Annotated in this window: 8 protein-coding genes; 2 read left to right on the forward strand and 6 right to left on the reverse strand. The window is 71.2% G+C overall.

The features are described from left to right. Nucleotides 1-19 precede the first annotated feature (19 nt). The 6 genes from ACFYO2_RS27765 to leuS form a co-directional block, all read right to left on the reverse strand. A complete protein-coding gene (locus ACFYO2_RS27765; RefSeq protein ID WP_388354465.1) occupies nt 20-865 on the reverse strand; it encodes an arylamine N-acetyltransferase in 846 nt (281 codons plus the stop codon). Nucleotides 866-869: 4 nt separating this feature from the next. After that, on the reverse strand, nt 870-3,527 hold the full coding sequence (locus ACFYO2_RS27770) for a ComEC/Rec2 family competence protein (protein WP_388354468.1): 2,658 nt from the start codon (nt 3,525-3,527) through the stop codon (nt 870-872). Beyond that, a complete protein-coding gene (locus ACFYO2_RS27775) occupies nt 3,524-4,648 on the reverse strand; it encodes a helix-hairpin-helix domain-containing protein (protein ID WP_388354788.1) in 1,125 nt (374 codons plus the stop codon). Before ACFYO2_RS27775 ends, ACFYO2_RS27770 begins: the two co-directional genes overlap by 4 nt. A gap of 726 nt (nt 4,649-5,374) precedes the next feature. Further along, nucleotides 5,375-6,220, reverse strand: a complete 846-nt coding sequence (locus tag ACFYO2_RS27780; RefSeq protein WP_388354471.1) for a DegV family protein — start codon at nt 6,218-6,220, stop codon at nt 5,375-5,377. Between the two features lie 71 nt (nt 6,221-6,291). Continuing rightward, on the reverse strand, nt 6,292-7,038 hold the full coding sequence (locus tag ACFYO2_RS27785) for a hypothetical protein (RefSeq protein ID WP_388354473.1): 747 nt from the start codon (nt 7,036-7,038) through the stop codon (nt 6,292-6,294). Between the two features lie 136 nt (nt 7,039-7,174). Next, complete coding sequence (leuS, locus tag ACFYO2_RS27790) at nt 7,175-10,072, reverse strand: leucine--tRNA ligase (RefSeq protein ID WP_388354476.1); 2,898 nt, start codon at nt 10,070-10,072, stop codon at nt 7,175-7,177. Nucleotides 10,073-10,536: 464 nt separating this feature from the next. Here leuS and ACFYO2_RS27795 point away from each other — a divergent pair, with 464 nt between their 5' ends. Together ACFYO2_RS27795 and ACFYO2_RS27800 are read left to right on the forward strand one after the other, a co-directional pair. Beyond that, nucleotides 10,537-11,829: a cytochrome b/b6 domain-containing protein gene (locus ACFYO2_RS27795; protein WP_388354479.1), complete on the forward strand. Its 1,293-nt coding sequence runs from the start codon at nt 10,537-10,539 to the stop codon at nt 11,827-11,829. Continuing rightward, a complete protein-coding gene (locus ACFYO2_RS27800; protein WP_388354481.1) occupies nt 11,826-13,439 on the forward strand; it encodes an NADH-ubiquinone oxidoreductase-F iron-sulfur binding region domain-containing protein in 1,614 nt (537 codons plus the stop codon). The genes ACFYO2_RS27795 and ACFYO2_RS27800 overlap by 4 nt, the downstream gene beginning before the upstream one ends. The last annotated feature ends 27 nt before the right edge of the window (nt 13,440-13,466 follow it).

Raw genomic sequence — 13,466 nt, forward strand, 5'->3', positions numbered from 1 at the left:
GGTCCTCGCCTCGCCCCCATCACCCCCGCCGGTCGGCACTCCGCACCACCGGCACCCGGTCGAGCTCGACACCGAACTGTTCCCGGTACACCGCCAGCACCTCTTGTGCCGAGTCCAGCTCGCGTTCCTCCCGCGTCCCGTCGGCAGCCGTCGTCTTGAAGGTGCGGCCACTGAGCGTGATCCGTCCGCCGTCCTCCGTGACGCGCGAACAGACCAGCGACTGCGTGAAATGCGACTGCGGCGAACTGCTGTGCCACCAGGCCCCGGCCACGAAGTCACCGAGGACCCGGGGCCGCGGCTCCAGGCGGTACTGAGGCCTGCCGTTCACGACGATGTCCAGATCCGCCGACCGAACCCCGGCCGCGTCCGGGCCCGCCTCGACGACCCGGAACGTGCCGCCGGGATCGTCCTGCTCCTCCCGCGCCCCGAACGCCAGCGGATAGTGACTGTGCGCCCCGAACCCGACGTCGGCCAGCCACTCATCCCCGTCCACCGTCCGCACCCGCAGTGCGAGATGGTCGTACGGAATCCCGAGCCGCCCCTCCTCCCCGTACACCCGCCCCGCGAGCAGCGTGACGTCGAATCCCAGCGCGGTGAGCAACACCCCGAACGCGCCGTTGAGTTCGTAACAGAACCCTCCCCTCCGCGCGCCCACCACCTTCTCCAGCAGCCGCTCCTCCTCGAGGACGATCTCCTCCTCGAGGTGGATCGACAGGTTCTCGAAGGGCACGGTCCGCAGATGACGCAGGTGCAGATCGCGCAGCACCTCGATGGTGGCGCTCGGGGCGCCGCCGGCGTCGGTGGGCAACCCCGACGGCTCGACTCCCAGACGACGGAGATAGGCAGCAACCTGTGCGGGTCTCATGGTCTCAGTCTCGCCCCACACGAAGCTCCCCGTCGCCCGTACCGGCCACCGCGAGCGCCCCGTCCCGGTCGGTCCGCAGCACCACCGCACCCCCGGCCTGCAGCGCCGCGACGGTACTGGGAGCCGGGTGCCCGTACGGGTTGTCGGCCCCGCAGGAAATAAGCGCCAGCCGCGGCGCCACCCGGCGTATCAGTTCCGGGTCCTGGTAGGCCGAGCCGTGGTGGGCGACCTTGAGGACGTCCACCCCGCCCAGTCCTGCCCCCGCAGGTGACCTCAACAGGGCCTGCTGCGCCGGGGGTTCGAGATCCCCGAGCAGCAGGAACCGCAGCCCGGCCGACCTGACGAGCAAGGCGACACTCGCGTCGTTCGGCCCCTCCGGTTCCGGTGCCGGACGCGGCTGCGGCCACAGCACCTGCCAGGACAGCGCGCCGGTGCGCCGCTGTTCTCCAGCCACGCCCCGCGTCACGGGAATGCGCCGGGCCCGAGCCTCCCTCCGTACGAACTCGGCCTGGTCGAAGGGCTCCTCGTAGCCCGTCGTCTCGATCGCCCCGACCGACCGTCCGCGCAGCACCCCGGGCAGCCCTGCCACATGGTCGGCGTGGAAGTGGGTCAGCACGACCAGCGGGATCCTGGTGATGCCGAGCGTGCGCAGGCAGCGGTCGACGAGCGCCGGATCAGGCCCCGCGTCCACGACCACGCCCGTGCCCTCGCCTGCCGCGAGCACGGTCGCGTCGCCCTGCCCGACGTCGCACATCGCCAGCCGCCAACCCGGTGGCGGCCAGCCGGTGATCACTCTGGTCAGCGGTGGCGGTTGCACTACCGCCAGCACAGCCAGCAGCCCGCAGGCAGCGCACCACCAGGGGTGTCCCAGCAGCCGCCGACCGACGAGCAGGACGACCACGGTGACGAGCAGAAGCAGCATCGCCCCGGCCCAGCTGTCCGGCCAGTCCACGCCCCCACCGGGCAATGACGCCCCGGTACGGGCGATCTCCGCGATCCACTCCGCGGGCCAACTCGCGTACCAGGCCAGCCCCTTGGCCGCCGGCATCAGCACGGGCGCCGTCGCGAGCGCCGCGAAGCCCAGCACGGTGGCCGGCGCAACGGCGAACTCCACAAGAAGGTTGCACGGCACCGCCACCAGACTCACCCTTGCCGACAGCACGGCGACAACCGGCGCGCACAGGGCCTGCGCGGCAGCCGCGGCCGCCAGTGCCTCGGCCAGTCGTGGCGGAACCCGGCGCCGTCGCAGCGCGAGGCTCCAGCGGGGAGCCAGCGTGAGCAGGGCGCCGGTGGCCAGGACGGAGAGCAGGAAGCCGTAACTCCTCGCCAGCCACGGGTCGTACAGCACCAGCAGCAGAACGGCCGTCGCCAGCGCCGGGATCAGCGACCTTCGGCGGCCGGTCGCGAGCGCGAGCAGCGCGACGGCTCCGCAGGCCGCGGCCCGCAGCACGCTCGGGTCCGGCCGGCACACGATGACGAACCCGAGAGTGAGCACCCCGCCGAGTAGCGCGGTCGTCCGGAGCGAGATGCCCAGCCGGGGCGCGAGTCCGCGACGTTCGGCGAGCTGGGCCAGACCGGGCGGGCCGACGAGCAGGGCGAGGATGATCGTGAGGTTGCTCCCGGAGACGGCCAGGGTGTGCGCGAGGTCGGTCTCCTTGAATGCCTCGTCCAGTTCCGGGGTGATCCGTGCGGTGTCCCCGACGACCAGCCCCGGCAGCAGCGCCCGCGCGTCCGCCGACAGCCCGTCCGTGGCCTCCCGCAGTCCCGCGCGCAGCCGGCCCGCGAACCGCTGCGCCGCCGACGGCTCCCCCACCACCTCAGGCGCCGCCCGATCCCGCACCCGCAGCACGGCCGCGACCCGGTCGCCGCCCACCGCGGCGGGCGCCAGCCGCGCGGTCACCCGCAGCCGGGTGGACGGCAACAACCCGAGCCATGGCGACCGCCCCGGCCCGTCCGGGGAAGTCTGCGCGCCCTCGTCGGCGGGGCGCGACCCGGGCGGCATGCCTCCGAACGACGGCCCGGAGAGCCGCGATCCCGGCGCTCCGCCGCGAGGTCGGCCGCCCCCCGAACTCACATCGACGATCAGCAACACCGGCGTACGTGTAGCCACCGCCGCCCCGCGCGTCGCCTCCACGCGCCGTACCTCGGCGTTGATCAGCACGGAGACCGGCGCCGCGTGGTTCCCTCTGATCCGGGGCCGGGTGAGCCGGGGATCGGAGGTCACCTCGACCTCGGCGGTCACGGTGGCGAACTGCCTTGCCAGCGTCGGCACCGGCCCCCGTCGCAGATCGGCACCATGAAGCCCGGCTGACACGGCGGCCGCCCCGACACACAGCAGCACGGCGGCAGCCGAGGCCCGCGGCCAGGTGACGCGCACCGGCCGCGCTCGTGCCCGCAAAGACACGAGGAGCACACCTCCCACGGCGAGACACACGGCCGCAAGGCCGACGACCCACTTGGGTGGGGCGTCCAGCGTCAGCGCGGCCGTCGCCCAGGCCGCGAGCGCGGGCGGTACGAGGCGTAGATCCGTCGGTCCTTCCTGTCGGGGGTGAGCGTCGCCGAGCCGTTTCCCGGAGGCCGCGTGAACGGCGGGGGTCGAGCTGGGATCAGGACCGGGGCCGGCAGTGTCGTGCTCGGTCGGCACGTCGGGGACGTGCCTCATGGCCGTACGAGATTCCGCAGGTCGGCGAAGCGACGGTCGCCGATGCCGTTGACCTCACGAAGCTCGTCCACCGAGCGGAAGCCGCCGTGCTGCGTGCGGTAGTCCACGATGTGCTGCGCCAGCACCGGGCCGACGCCCGGCAGCGTGTCGAGCTGGTCCACAGTGGCCGTGTTGAGGGAGACAGGGGCGGCCTGCGCCGCTCCGGTCACCGAGCCGGCCGGGCCGCCCACGCCCGTACCGCCCGAGCCCGGCATCGGGGCGGCAGGACCGCCGACGATCACCTGTTCTCCGTCCACGAGGAACCGGGCGCGGTTGAGACCGTCGGTGTTCGCACCGGGACGCACCCCACCGGCTGCGCGCAACGCGTCGGCGACCCGCGAACCGGTCGGAAGGCGATGGATACCCGGCTCGCGAACCTTGCCGCTGACGTCCACGACGATCTCGACTCCGGCCGTCCCCCCGGCGTTCGGCACACCGGCCGAAGCAGCCGACCGCTCCGCCTGCTCGCCTCTCTGCCGCCCCTCGTCGTACGGAGCGGCCGCGCGCACCACCTCGGGCGCTCGGACGGAATCGGTGCGGCCCGCCCAGAAGTGCTGTACGGCGAACACCGCGGCGACAACGAGCAACACGGAGAGCGCGAGGACGCTCCGCCGCTCCAGACCACACCTCGTCTGCACCCACACCGGCATCCGCTCCCGCAGAGCAAGCCCGGCCCACGCCCGCCGCTGACCCACCGAGTCGAGCCCCACCTCGAGGCCGCTCACGCCGGTCCTGCTGCCTGACTCCGCAGACCCGATCAGCCCGTCCAGTGCATCCGACCCACATGACCCGAATGACCCAAGCGTCCCAGCCGCCACATCCAGTACATCCGGCCTAGCGGACCCGACCGACCCGACCGACCCAGTCGACCCGACCAGTCCAGCGGACCCAGCTGACCCAGTCGACCCGACCAGTCCAGCCGGTCCAGCCGACCCGTCAGACCCCGCCAACCCAGCCGATCGAACAGGTCCAACCGACCCCACGAGCCCAACCGATCCGCCCGATCCGTCCGATCGGCCCGATCCGTCCGATCGGCCCGACCCAACAGGCCCGGCCCTCCCAGCCGATCCACCCCCGACCAACCCAGCACTACCGCCGGGCCCAACCGGCCCGGCCGCCTCAATTGCCTCAAGCTGCTCAATTGGCCCGAGCGCCTCAACCGGCCTGAGCGGCCGAACCGGCCGAACCAGCCCCACGGTCAAGCCGACGTCCGTCACCGCACCCGCGGATTCCCGCGGGCCCATGCGGTCCGGCTCAGCCTCGACTCCCGCAGCCGTGTCGGCGTGCGGTGCCACACCGCTGCCGAGGACCGCACCGTCCGCCCGCCCAACAGCCACGCCGGCACCCGACGCTTCCGGGCTCGCACCCGCGCTCGCGTCGCCGCTGTCCCCAACCGGCGCTCCCCCGCCCGGTGGACCCTTCCCCGACTCCCGCCATTCCCCTGCCCGTTCGGCGAACAACGCCTCCGCCCGTCGCCGGAGTTCGTCCGCAGAAGCCTGCCGCGCACGGCCATGGACTGGGCGCCGGCGATGACGAGTGCGCCCGTCGGAGGCCGGGCCGCGGCCCGGGCCACTGGTTGCGTTCGCTGCGCGTGAGTGTGATCGAAGTGCCATGCGCCGAGCATCGATCACATCGGCTCTTCCGCGATGATCTTGGTCAATTCCCGGGGATCACCGCTTGGTTGTGGATAACTCCGTCACCCACACGAGCGATGGCACCCCAAGCACCACAATGCCCCCGAGCAGTCCAGGCACCCCAGGCGGCCGAAACAGCCGTCCCCACCGCACACCGCTGCTTCCCCGCCAACCTCAACGCGGCGAGACCACAACCCCCAACAACCCAGGCCCCGTATGCGCCCCGATCACCGCCCCGACCTCGCTCACATGCAGATCGGCCAGCCCCGGCACCCGCACCCGCAGGCGTTCCGCCAGGGCCGACGCCCGCTCGGGGGCAGCGAGATGGTGCACGGCGATGTCGACCTGCGCGCTGCCGGCCCGGTCCGCCGCGATCTCCTCGAGGCGGGCGATGGCCTTCGACGCCGTCCGCACCTTCTCCAAGGGCTCGATCCGTCCGCCCTGGAGCTGCAGCAACGGCTTCACCGCGAGCGCGGAACCGAACAGGGCCTGCGCGGCGCCGATCCGCCCGCCGCGGCGCAGGTAGTCGAGGGTGTCGACGTAGAAGTAGGCGGACGTGCCCGCGGCCCGCTTCTCCGCGGCCGTCACGGCCTCGTCCACCGTGCCGCCCGTCTCCGCGGCCTCGGCCGCGGCGAGCGCGCAGAACCCGAGGGCCATGGCGACCATCCCGGTGTCCACCACCCGTACCGGAACCGGAGCCTCGCGCGCCGCCACGACCGCCGCGTCGTGCGTGCCGGAGAGTTCGGCCGACAGGTGCAGAGAGACGATGCCGGTGGCGCCGGCCTCGGCGACCTTGCGGTAGGTCTCCGCAAAGACCTGGGGGCTGGGGCGCGAGGTGGTGACGGAGCGTCGCTTCTGCAACGCCTGGGCCAGGGAACGGGTCGAGATCTCGGTGCCCTCTTCCAGCGCCCGATCGCCCAGGACCACGGTCAGCGGCACCGCGGTGATGCCGTGGCGCTCCATCGTCCGCGGCGGCAGGTAGGCCGTTGAATCGGTGACGATCGCGACATGGCGGGACATGAGCTGGAGGTTACCTGGCGTAGCGCCCCGGCGGCAGCCCGGCCCCTGTCACCTGGGCGTCCGTGTCCGGATCAAGTCGTGGTCTCCGGGCGGGTCTTCTTCTGCCAGGGATATGTGGGACGCGGGCCCGGCGGGGTGATGGCGGGCGGCGTGGGCTCCTCGGCGGTGCGTGCCTGAGGTGTCGCCGACCAGGTCTGTCGGGCCGTGCCGGTGTCGGCGACGGTCGGGGCGTCCGGCCACGGCGGCGGCGGTGTGGCGGAGGCGGCGGATTCCGCTGTCGTCCAGTGCCGCAGGGCGCCGGCCTCGACGTCGATCTGCGTGCTGAGCGAGTCCAGGTCGTCGTCGGCGAAGCGGCGGGCCCGGTCGCGGGCCGCCCAGCGCAGCGAGTCCGCCGACTGGGTGATCCGCTCGGTGCGCTCGCGCAGACCGGGCAGCCGCTCGCCGAGCGTGGACCTGTCGGGCTCGGACTCCAGGCGCCGCAGCTCGGCGTCCAGTTCGTGACCGTGCGCGCTGAGCCGCTCGAAGAGGCCGAGGGACTCCCTGAGGGACTCGTCCTCGGCCACACCCGCGTGCAGCGCCTCCTGGGTGGCGCGCATCGACGTGCGCAGCTTGAGGCGCAGCTGGGCGATCTCGCCCGCCGGGCCTGGCTGGGCGAAGGACTTGGCGCGCAGGGTGTGGTCCTCGACCGTACGACGGGCCTGGGTGATGGTGCGGTCCACTCCGCGCTTCGCGGCGCCGACCACCTTCACGGTGGCGTAGGCACCGAGCACCACAAAGAGCACGAAAAGCAGGGCGATTACTGCGATCACTGCTTCCACCAGCTCCTCCTCCGACCGTCGGCACGCTCCGCGCCGCTCTTCAACGGTAAACGCTACGGGCAGGCCCGGAGTTCCAGAAAAACCCCGAACCTGCCCGTAGGGGACTACCCCGAGCCGCGGCCAGAGGCCGCCGTACCTACGCCGGAACGATGTTCACCAGCTTCGGCGCCCGCACGATCACCTTGCGGATGCCCGCGCCCTCCAGCGCCGCCACGACCTTCTCGTCGGCCAGCGCGACCTTCTCCAGTTCGTCCTCGGAGATGGACGGGGAGACCTCCAGCCGCGCCTTGACCTTGCCCTTGATCTGCACGACGCAGGTCACGCTCTCGTCCACGACGTAGGCCGGGTCGGCCACGGGGAAGTCCTGGTGGACGACCGAGTCGGTGTGGCCCAGCCTGCGCCACAGCTCCTCGGCGATGTGCGGGGCCAGCGGCGCGACCAGCAGTACCAGCGGCTCGGCGACCGACCGCGGCACCCCGCCGCCCTTCTTGGTCAGGTGGTTGTTCAGCTCGGTGACCTTGGCGATGGCGGTGTTGAACCGCAGGCCCTCCAGGTCCTGGCGCACCCCGTCGATCGCCTTGTGCAGGGCGCGCAGCGTGTCCACGTCGATGTCGGCGTCCTCGGTGTCGACCACTGCCAGGGCGCCGGTCGTCTCGTCCACGACGTTGCGCCACAGCCGCTGCAGCAGCCGGAACTGGCCCACCACCGCGCGCGTGTCCCACGGCCGGGACACGTCCAGCGGACCCATCGCCATCTCGTACAGGCGCAGGGTGTCGGCGCCGTACTCGGCGGCGATCTCGTCCGGAGTGACCGCGTTCTTCAGGGACTTGCCCATCTTGCCCAGCAGTCGGGAGACCTTCTCGCCCTGGTAGTAGTACGCGCCGTCGCGTTCCTCCACCTCGGCGGCCGGCACCGCGATGCCACGGCTGTCACGGTAGACGTAGGCCTGGATCATGCCCTGGTTGAACAGCTTGTGGAACGGCTCCACGGAGGAGACGTGCCCCAGGTCGTGCAGGACCTTGGACCAGAAGCGGGCGTACAGCAGGTGCAGTACGGCGTGCTCGGCGCCGCCGACGTACAGGTCGACGCCGCCGTGCGGCTGGCCCTCGCGCGGGCCCATCCAGTACTGCTCGATCTCCGGGTCGACCAGCTTCCGGTCGTTGTGCGGGTCCAGGTAACGCAGCTCGTACCAGCAGGAACCGGCCCAGTTGGGCATGGTGTTGGTCTCGCGGCGGTACGGGCGGGGGCCGCGTCCGTCGCCCAGGTCAAGGGTGACGTTGACCCAGTCCTCGTTGCGCGACAGCGGGGTCTCGGGCTCGGTGTCGGCGTCGTCCGGGTCGAAGGTGCGCGGCGAGTAGTCCTCGACCTCGGGCAGCTCCAGCGGCAGCATCGACTCGGGCAGGGCGTGGGCGATGCCGTCCTCGTCGTAGACGATCGGGAAGGGCTCGCCCCAGTAGCGCTGGCGGCTGAACAGCCAGTCGCGCAGCCGGAAGTTGACGGTGCCCGCGCCGACACCGGACCGCTCCAGCCACTCGGTGATACGCGCCTTGGCCTCGGCGACACCCAGGCCGTCCAGGGAGATCTCGTCGTTGGACGAGTTGATGATCTTCGCGTCGTACGACGAGAAGGCGTCCTCCCAGGTCGAGGTGTCCGTACCCCGGCCGTCGGTCGGCTCGACGATGCAGTGGATCGGCAGCTCGAAGGCGCGCGCGAACTCGAAGTCGCGCTGGTCGCCGGCCGGGACGGCCATGATCGCGCCGGTGCCGTAGCCCATCAGTACGTAGTCGGCGATGAAGACCGGGACCTGGTCGCCGTTGACGGGGTTGGTCGCGTAGGCGCCGATGAAGACGCCGGTCTTGTCCTTGGCCTCGGCCTGTCGCTCGACGTCGGACTTGGAGGCGGCCTGCGCGCGGTACGCGGCGACGGCCTCGCCGGGGGTGGCGTGGCCGCCGGTCCACACCTCGTGGGTGCCCTCGGGCCAGGCGGCCGGGGTGAACTTCTCGACCAGCGGGTGCTCGGGGGCCAGCACCATGTAGGTCGCGCCGAACAGGGTGTCCGGGCGCGTGGTGAAGACCGTGATGCGCTCGCCGTCGATCGGGAAGTCGACGCGGGCGCCCTCGGAGCGGCCGATCCAGTTGCGCTGCTGCAGCTTGATGGCCTCGGGCCAGTCCAGTGCGTCCAGATCGTTCAGCAGCCTGTCGGCGTAGGCGGTGATGCGCATGTTCCACTGGCGCAGCTTGGCCTTGAAGACGGGGAAGTTGCCGCGCTCGGAGCGGCCGTCGGCGGTGACCTCCTCGTTGGCCAGCACGGTGCCCAGCCCGGGGCACCAGTTGACCGGCGCGTCGGAGGCGTACGCCAGGCGGAAGTCGCTCAGGACGTCGGCGCGCTCGGTGGCACTCAGCTCGTGCCACGCACGCGTGTGCCCCGGTACGGCGCGCTCACCGGTCTCGAACCGGGCGATCAGCTCGGAGATCGGGCGGGCCCTGTCAGCCTCGTCGTCGTACCAGGAGTTGAAGATCTGCAGGAAGATCCACTGGGTCCACTTGTAGTAGTCCGGGTCGATCGTGGCGAACGACCGGCGCTTGTCGTGGCCCAGGCCCAGCCGGCGCAGCTGGATCTTCATGTTCTCGATGTTGGCCTCGGTGGACACGCGCGGGTGCGTGCCGGTCTGCACGGCGTACTGCTCGGCGGGCAGGCCGAAGGCGTCGAAGCCCAGCGTGTGCAGGACGTTGTGGCCGGTCATGCGCTGGAACCGGGCGAAGACGTCGGTGGCGATGTAGCCCAGGGGGTGGCCGACATGCAGGCCCGCACCGGAGGGGTACGGGAACATGTCCATGATGAACTTCTTGGGCTTGGCGGCCAGCTCCGGGTCACCGGCCAGATCGCCGCTCGGGTTCGGCGCCGCATACGTGCCTTCGGCGTCCCAGAAGTCCTGCCAGCGTGCCTCGATGTCGGCGGCCATGGCCGCCGTGTAGCGGTGCGGCGCTGCCTCCGCCGACACGGCAGCGGCGGCAGCGGGGTTCGTCTCGCTCATGATCCTCAAAGCTCCATCGATCGTCTCTGCCAGCGGCTGTGACATCCAAGAAACGAAAAATCCCCTCGCACAGGAGGGGACGCCGCGCCGATTCCGACCATCCGATTCGCCCGGTGGTGGGGACTGATCAGCGCGGCTCGCTAAGCAGAAGGCGTACGGCACGCATGGCGTTAGGGTACCGCAGCCGTTGAGCACGATGCGACGCGCTTACGTATGCCTCTTTGGCACCGGGTGCCGCCGCAACAGACCCCGTCCCGGAGACCCGTCCAGCACACTGATCACACCCCGTCGACCACTGAACCCGCGTCAAAGGTTACTTCGCGTAACAGCCACTAAGGGACATCACAACGCCCTCATTGTCGTTTGATAACAACGCAATAACTCAAACCTCGTACCCATCGGTATGGAGCCACTTAGAGTGCGGCAGCGGGACCGCTTTCCCGAAACTGCTCGGAGTTGCCCCCATGAACCCTCGTCGTAGTAACAGCTCGCTCCCCAAGCCGGGCCGGTCGGCCTATGGGATGGCGTCGGCTGCCTTCCTGCTCCTCATACCCGTATTCGTGCTGGTCGGAGGTGACAAGGTCCGTGACTTCCTGAATTTCGGCGCGGGCGTCCTGTCGCTCGTCTCGCTCAGCTGCTCGGTGATCTGGGGCCTGGTCGCCCAGGACCGGATCTTCCTGAACACGCGCCAACGGATCATCGGACAGGCAGTGCACCGGTCGACCGCGGTCGCCTCGATCGCGTTCCTGCTGTTGCACATCACCACCAAAATCGCGCTGGACCACACAAGTCTGATCTCGGCGCTGATCCCCTTCTCGCTCGGCGTGACCGGAAGCGCCGGCCTGATCGGCCTCGGCTCCCTGGCCGGCCTGCTCATGATCTTCGTGGGTATCACCGGCGCCATGCGTAGCGCCTTCGCCTCCCCCGCCCCCGTGGCGGCCCGCTGGCGTGCCATGCACATGCTGGCCTACCCGGCCTGGTGCGCGGCGCTGATCCACGGCCTGTACGCGGGCCGCACGGCGAAACCGATCTTCGTGATCCTGTACGGCCTGTCCCTGCTCGGCGTCACCGCCGCCCTCGCCCTGCGCGCAGCCCCGCGCCCGGTCAAGCGCAGGGTCGCCGACAAGATCACCGCGATCCTGGGGGCCGCCGACGAGCGGCCGGGCCGCGAGGAGCTCGACGCGAGCCGGGCCAGGATGTCCGAGGGCGCCACACTGCCGGGCTACGAGAACCGGGGCGCGCGAGGAACGCGTTCGCAGCCCGACATGACGCCCCGGTACGACGCGCCCCTGGGCGCCCCTCCGGCCCCGGAGCCCACGAACGGCTTCGCGGCCGCCTACCGAGCCGTGTCGACGCCACGCCAACAGCAGCCCTACGCGGCCGACCAGACCGCGCGCATGGACCTGCCGATGGACATGCAGCCCACAGAGGCGATCCCGCGCGTCGACAACGGCAGCACATCGGGAAGCTGGCCGATCCCGTCCCCGCCGCCGGTCGGCGAGGCCCCCCCGTCGGCCTACGACCCGCTCCAGGACACCGGATACAACATCCCGGCCTACGGCAATGCGGGCGCGGCCGGATACGGCACGAGTGATGTGTACGACACCGGTGAGTCGAACACCCTCTACGGCACGTACAACCCGAACGACACGTACAACAGCGGTCCCGCCACTGAAACACTGCCCGGTGCTTCGTACGATTTCGACGCGCCGGGTTCGGGCGAACCTTGGAACACGCCTTCCGGAGGCTTTAAGTGAACGAGGCCCTGCCCGACGTCCCAGAAGTCCGCGTAGTCGGCCTTCCCCAGCTCACGTCGGGCTTCGACCTTGTCGAAAGGCTCGATCTGCCCATGCACCTCAAGGTGCACGGGCCGCTCGAACCCATGGGTGGAGAGCAGCTCGCGAAGCTCTCGGAGAACATCAACCTGAAGGGCCGCGGCGGCGCGGGCTTCCCCTTCCACAAGAAGCTGCGCTCCGTCGCCGAGTCGGCGATCAAGCGCGGCGTACGGCCGGTCGTCGTCGTCAACGGCAGCGAGGACGAACCGGCCTGCCGCAAGGACACGGTGCTCATCAACCGTGCCCCGCACCTCATCCTGGACGGCGCGCTGCTGGTCGCCGAGGCGCTGGGTGCCCGCACGCTCGTGGTGGGGGTCACCCGTGAGTCCACGCAACGCTCCATGGAGGCCGCCCTCGCCGAACGCGGCCTCAGCAACGGCCGCCGATCGGCTCTACGCGCACGCGTGCAGCGCAATCCCGTCCGCATGGTCACCGGAGCGGCGGCGTCGCTGATCCGCTCCATCGACGGCGGCCCCGCGATCCCGCCGGGCCGCAAGGTCAGCGCTTCGCAGACCGGCGTGGGCGGAGCGCCCACCCTGCTGTCGAACGCCGAGACCTTCGCGCAGCTGGCGATCGCCGCCAGGATCGGCCCGGAGCGCTACGGCAACACGGGGCTGTACGACGAGCCGGGCACCGTGATGCTCACGGTCTCCGGCGCGGTCGCGCGCCCCATGGTCATCGAGGTCCCCACCGGCGTGCCGTTGCGCTACGTCCTGCAGCTCGCCGGCGCCCCGCCGGTCCCGCAGGGTGTGCTGACGGGGGGCTACCACGGCAAGTGGATCGACGCGGCGACGGTCAACGAGGCGATCGTCTCGCGCAACTCCCTGGACGCGGTGGGCGGTTCGCTCGGCGCCGGCGCGATCCTGCCGATCAGTCAGGAGACCTGTCCGCTGGGCGAGTCGCTGCGCGTGGCGCAGTGGCTGGCCGAGGAGAGCGCGGGACAGTGCGGTCCCTGCTATCTCGGTCTGCCGGCCGCCGCGCGCGGCATGGAGGACATCATCAACGGCGGCGGCCCGGCCGCCCTGGAGGCCCTCAAGCAGGTCGCCAAGAACGTGAAGCGGCGCGGCGCGTGCTCGCACCCCGACGGGTCCGCGATGTTCCTGGAGTCGACGATCAAGGCGTTCACGGACGACCTGGCCGCGCATGTCCTCGGCAATGGCTGTGGAAGGCCCGTGGAGGGCGTTCTGCCGCTCTTCGAGGGCGGCAAGATGCCTACGGGCATCCCGGGCGGCAGCGAGTCCGAGGAGAACGGCCCCAGCCGCCAGAAGATCTACGTCGACTGGACGCTGTGCCGGGGCCACGGCCTGTGCGCCGACATCCTCCCGGAGGTCTTCGAGCTGGGCGCCGACGGCTTCCCGACCGTCGCGCAGGCCCAGGTGCCGCGCTACGCGGAGGCCAAGGCGCTGCGCGCGGTGCGACGCTGCCCGGCACTGGCGCTGCGCATCGAGGAGGACACCCGCTCGCAGGGGGCGACCCGCAACAACCTTCCGGTCCTCTCCCAGGGCCGCGGCCGCCGCGCCCTGGGCCGCTGAAGACAACACGAACACGACGAAGGCGGG

This window comes from Streptomyces sp. NPDC006602, from assembly GCF_042870385.1.
Classification (GTDB): Bacteria; Actinomycetota; Actinomycetes; order Streptomycetales; family Streptomycetaceae; genus Streptomyces.

What these genes read in the sequence shown, in the direction of transcription:
- ACFYO2_RS27770 (WP_388354468.1), bottom strand. Translation starts at nt 3,527, where the DNA reads ATGAGGCACGTCCCCGACGTGCCGACCGAGCACGACACTGCCGGCCCC.
- ACFYO2_RS27765 (WP_388354465.1), bottom strand. Translation starts at nt 865, where the DNA reads ATGAGACCCGCACAGGTTGCTGCCTATCTCCGTCGTCTGGGAGTCGAG.
- ACFYO2_RS27780 (WP_388354471.1), bottom strand. Translation starts at nt 6,220, where the DNA reads ATGTCCCGCCATGTCGCGATCGTCACCGATTCAACGGCCTACCTGCCG.
- leuS (WP_388354476.1), bottom strand. Translation starts at nt 10,072, where the DNA reads ATGAGCGAGACGAACCCCGCTGCCGCCGCTGCCGTGTCGGCGGAGGCA.
- ACFYO2_RS27795 (WP_388354479.1), top strand. Translation starts at nt 10,537, where the DNA reads ATGAACCCTCGTCGTAGTAACAGCTCGCTCCCCAAGCCGGGCCGGTCG.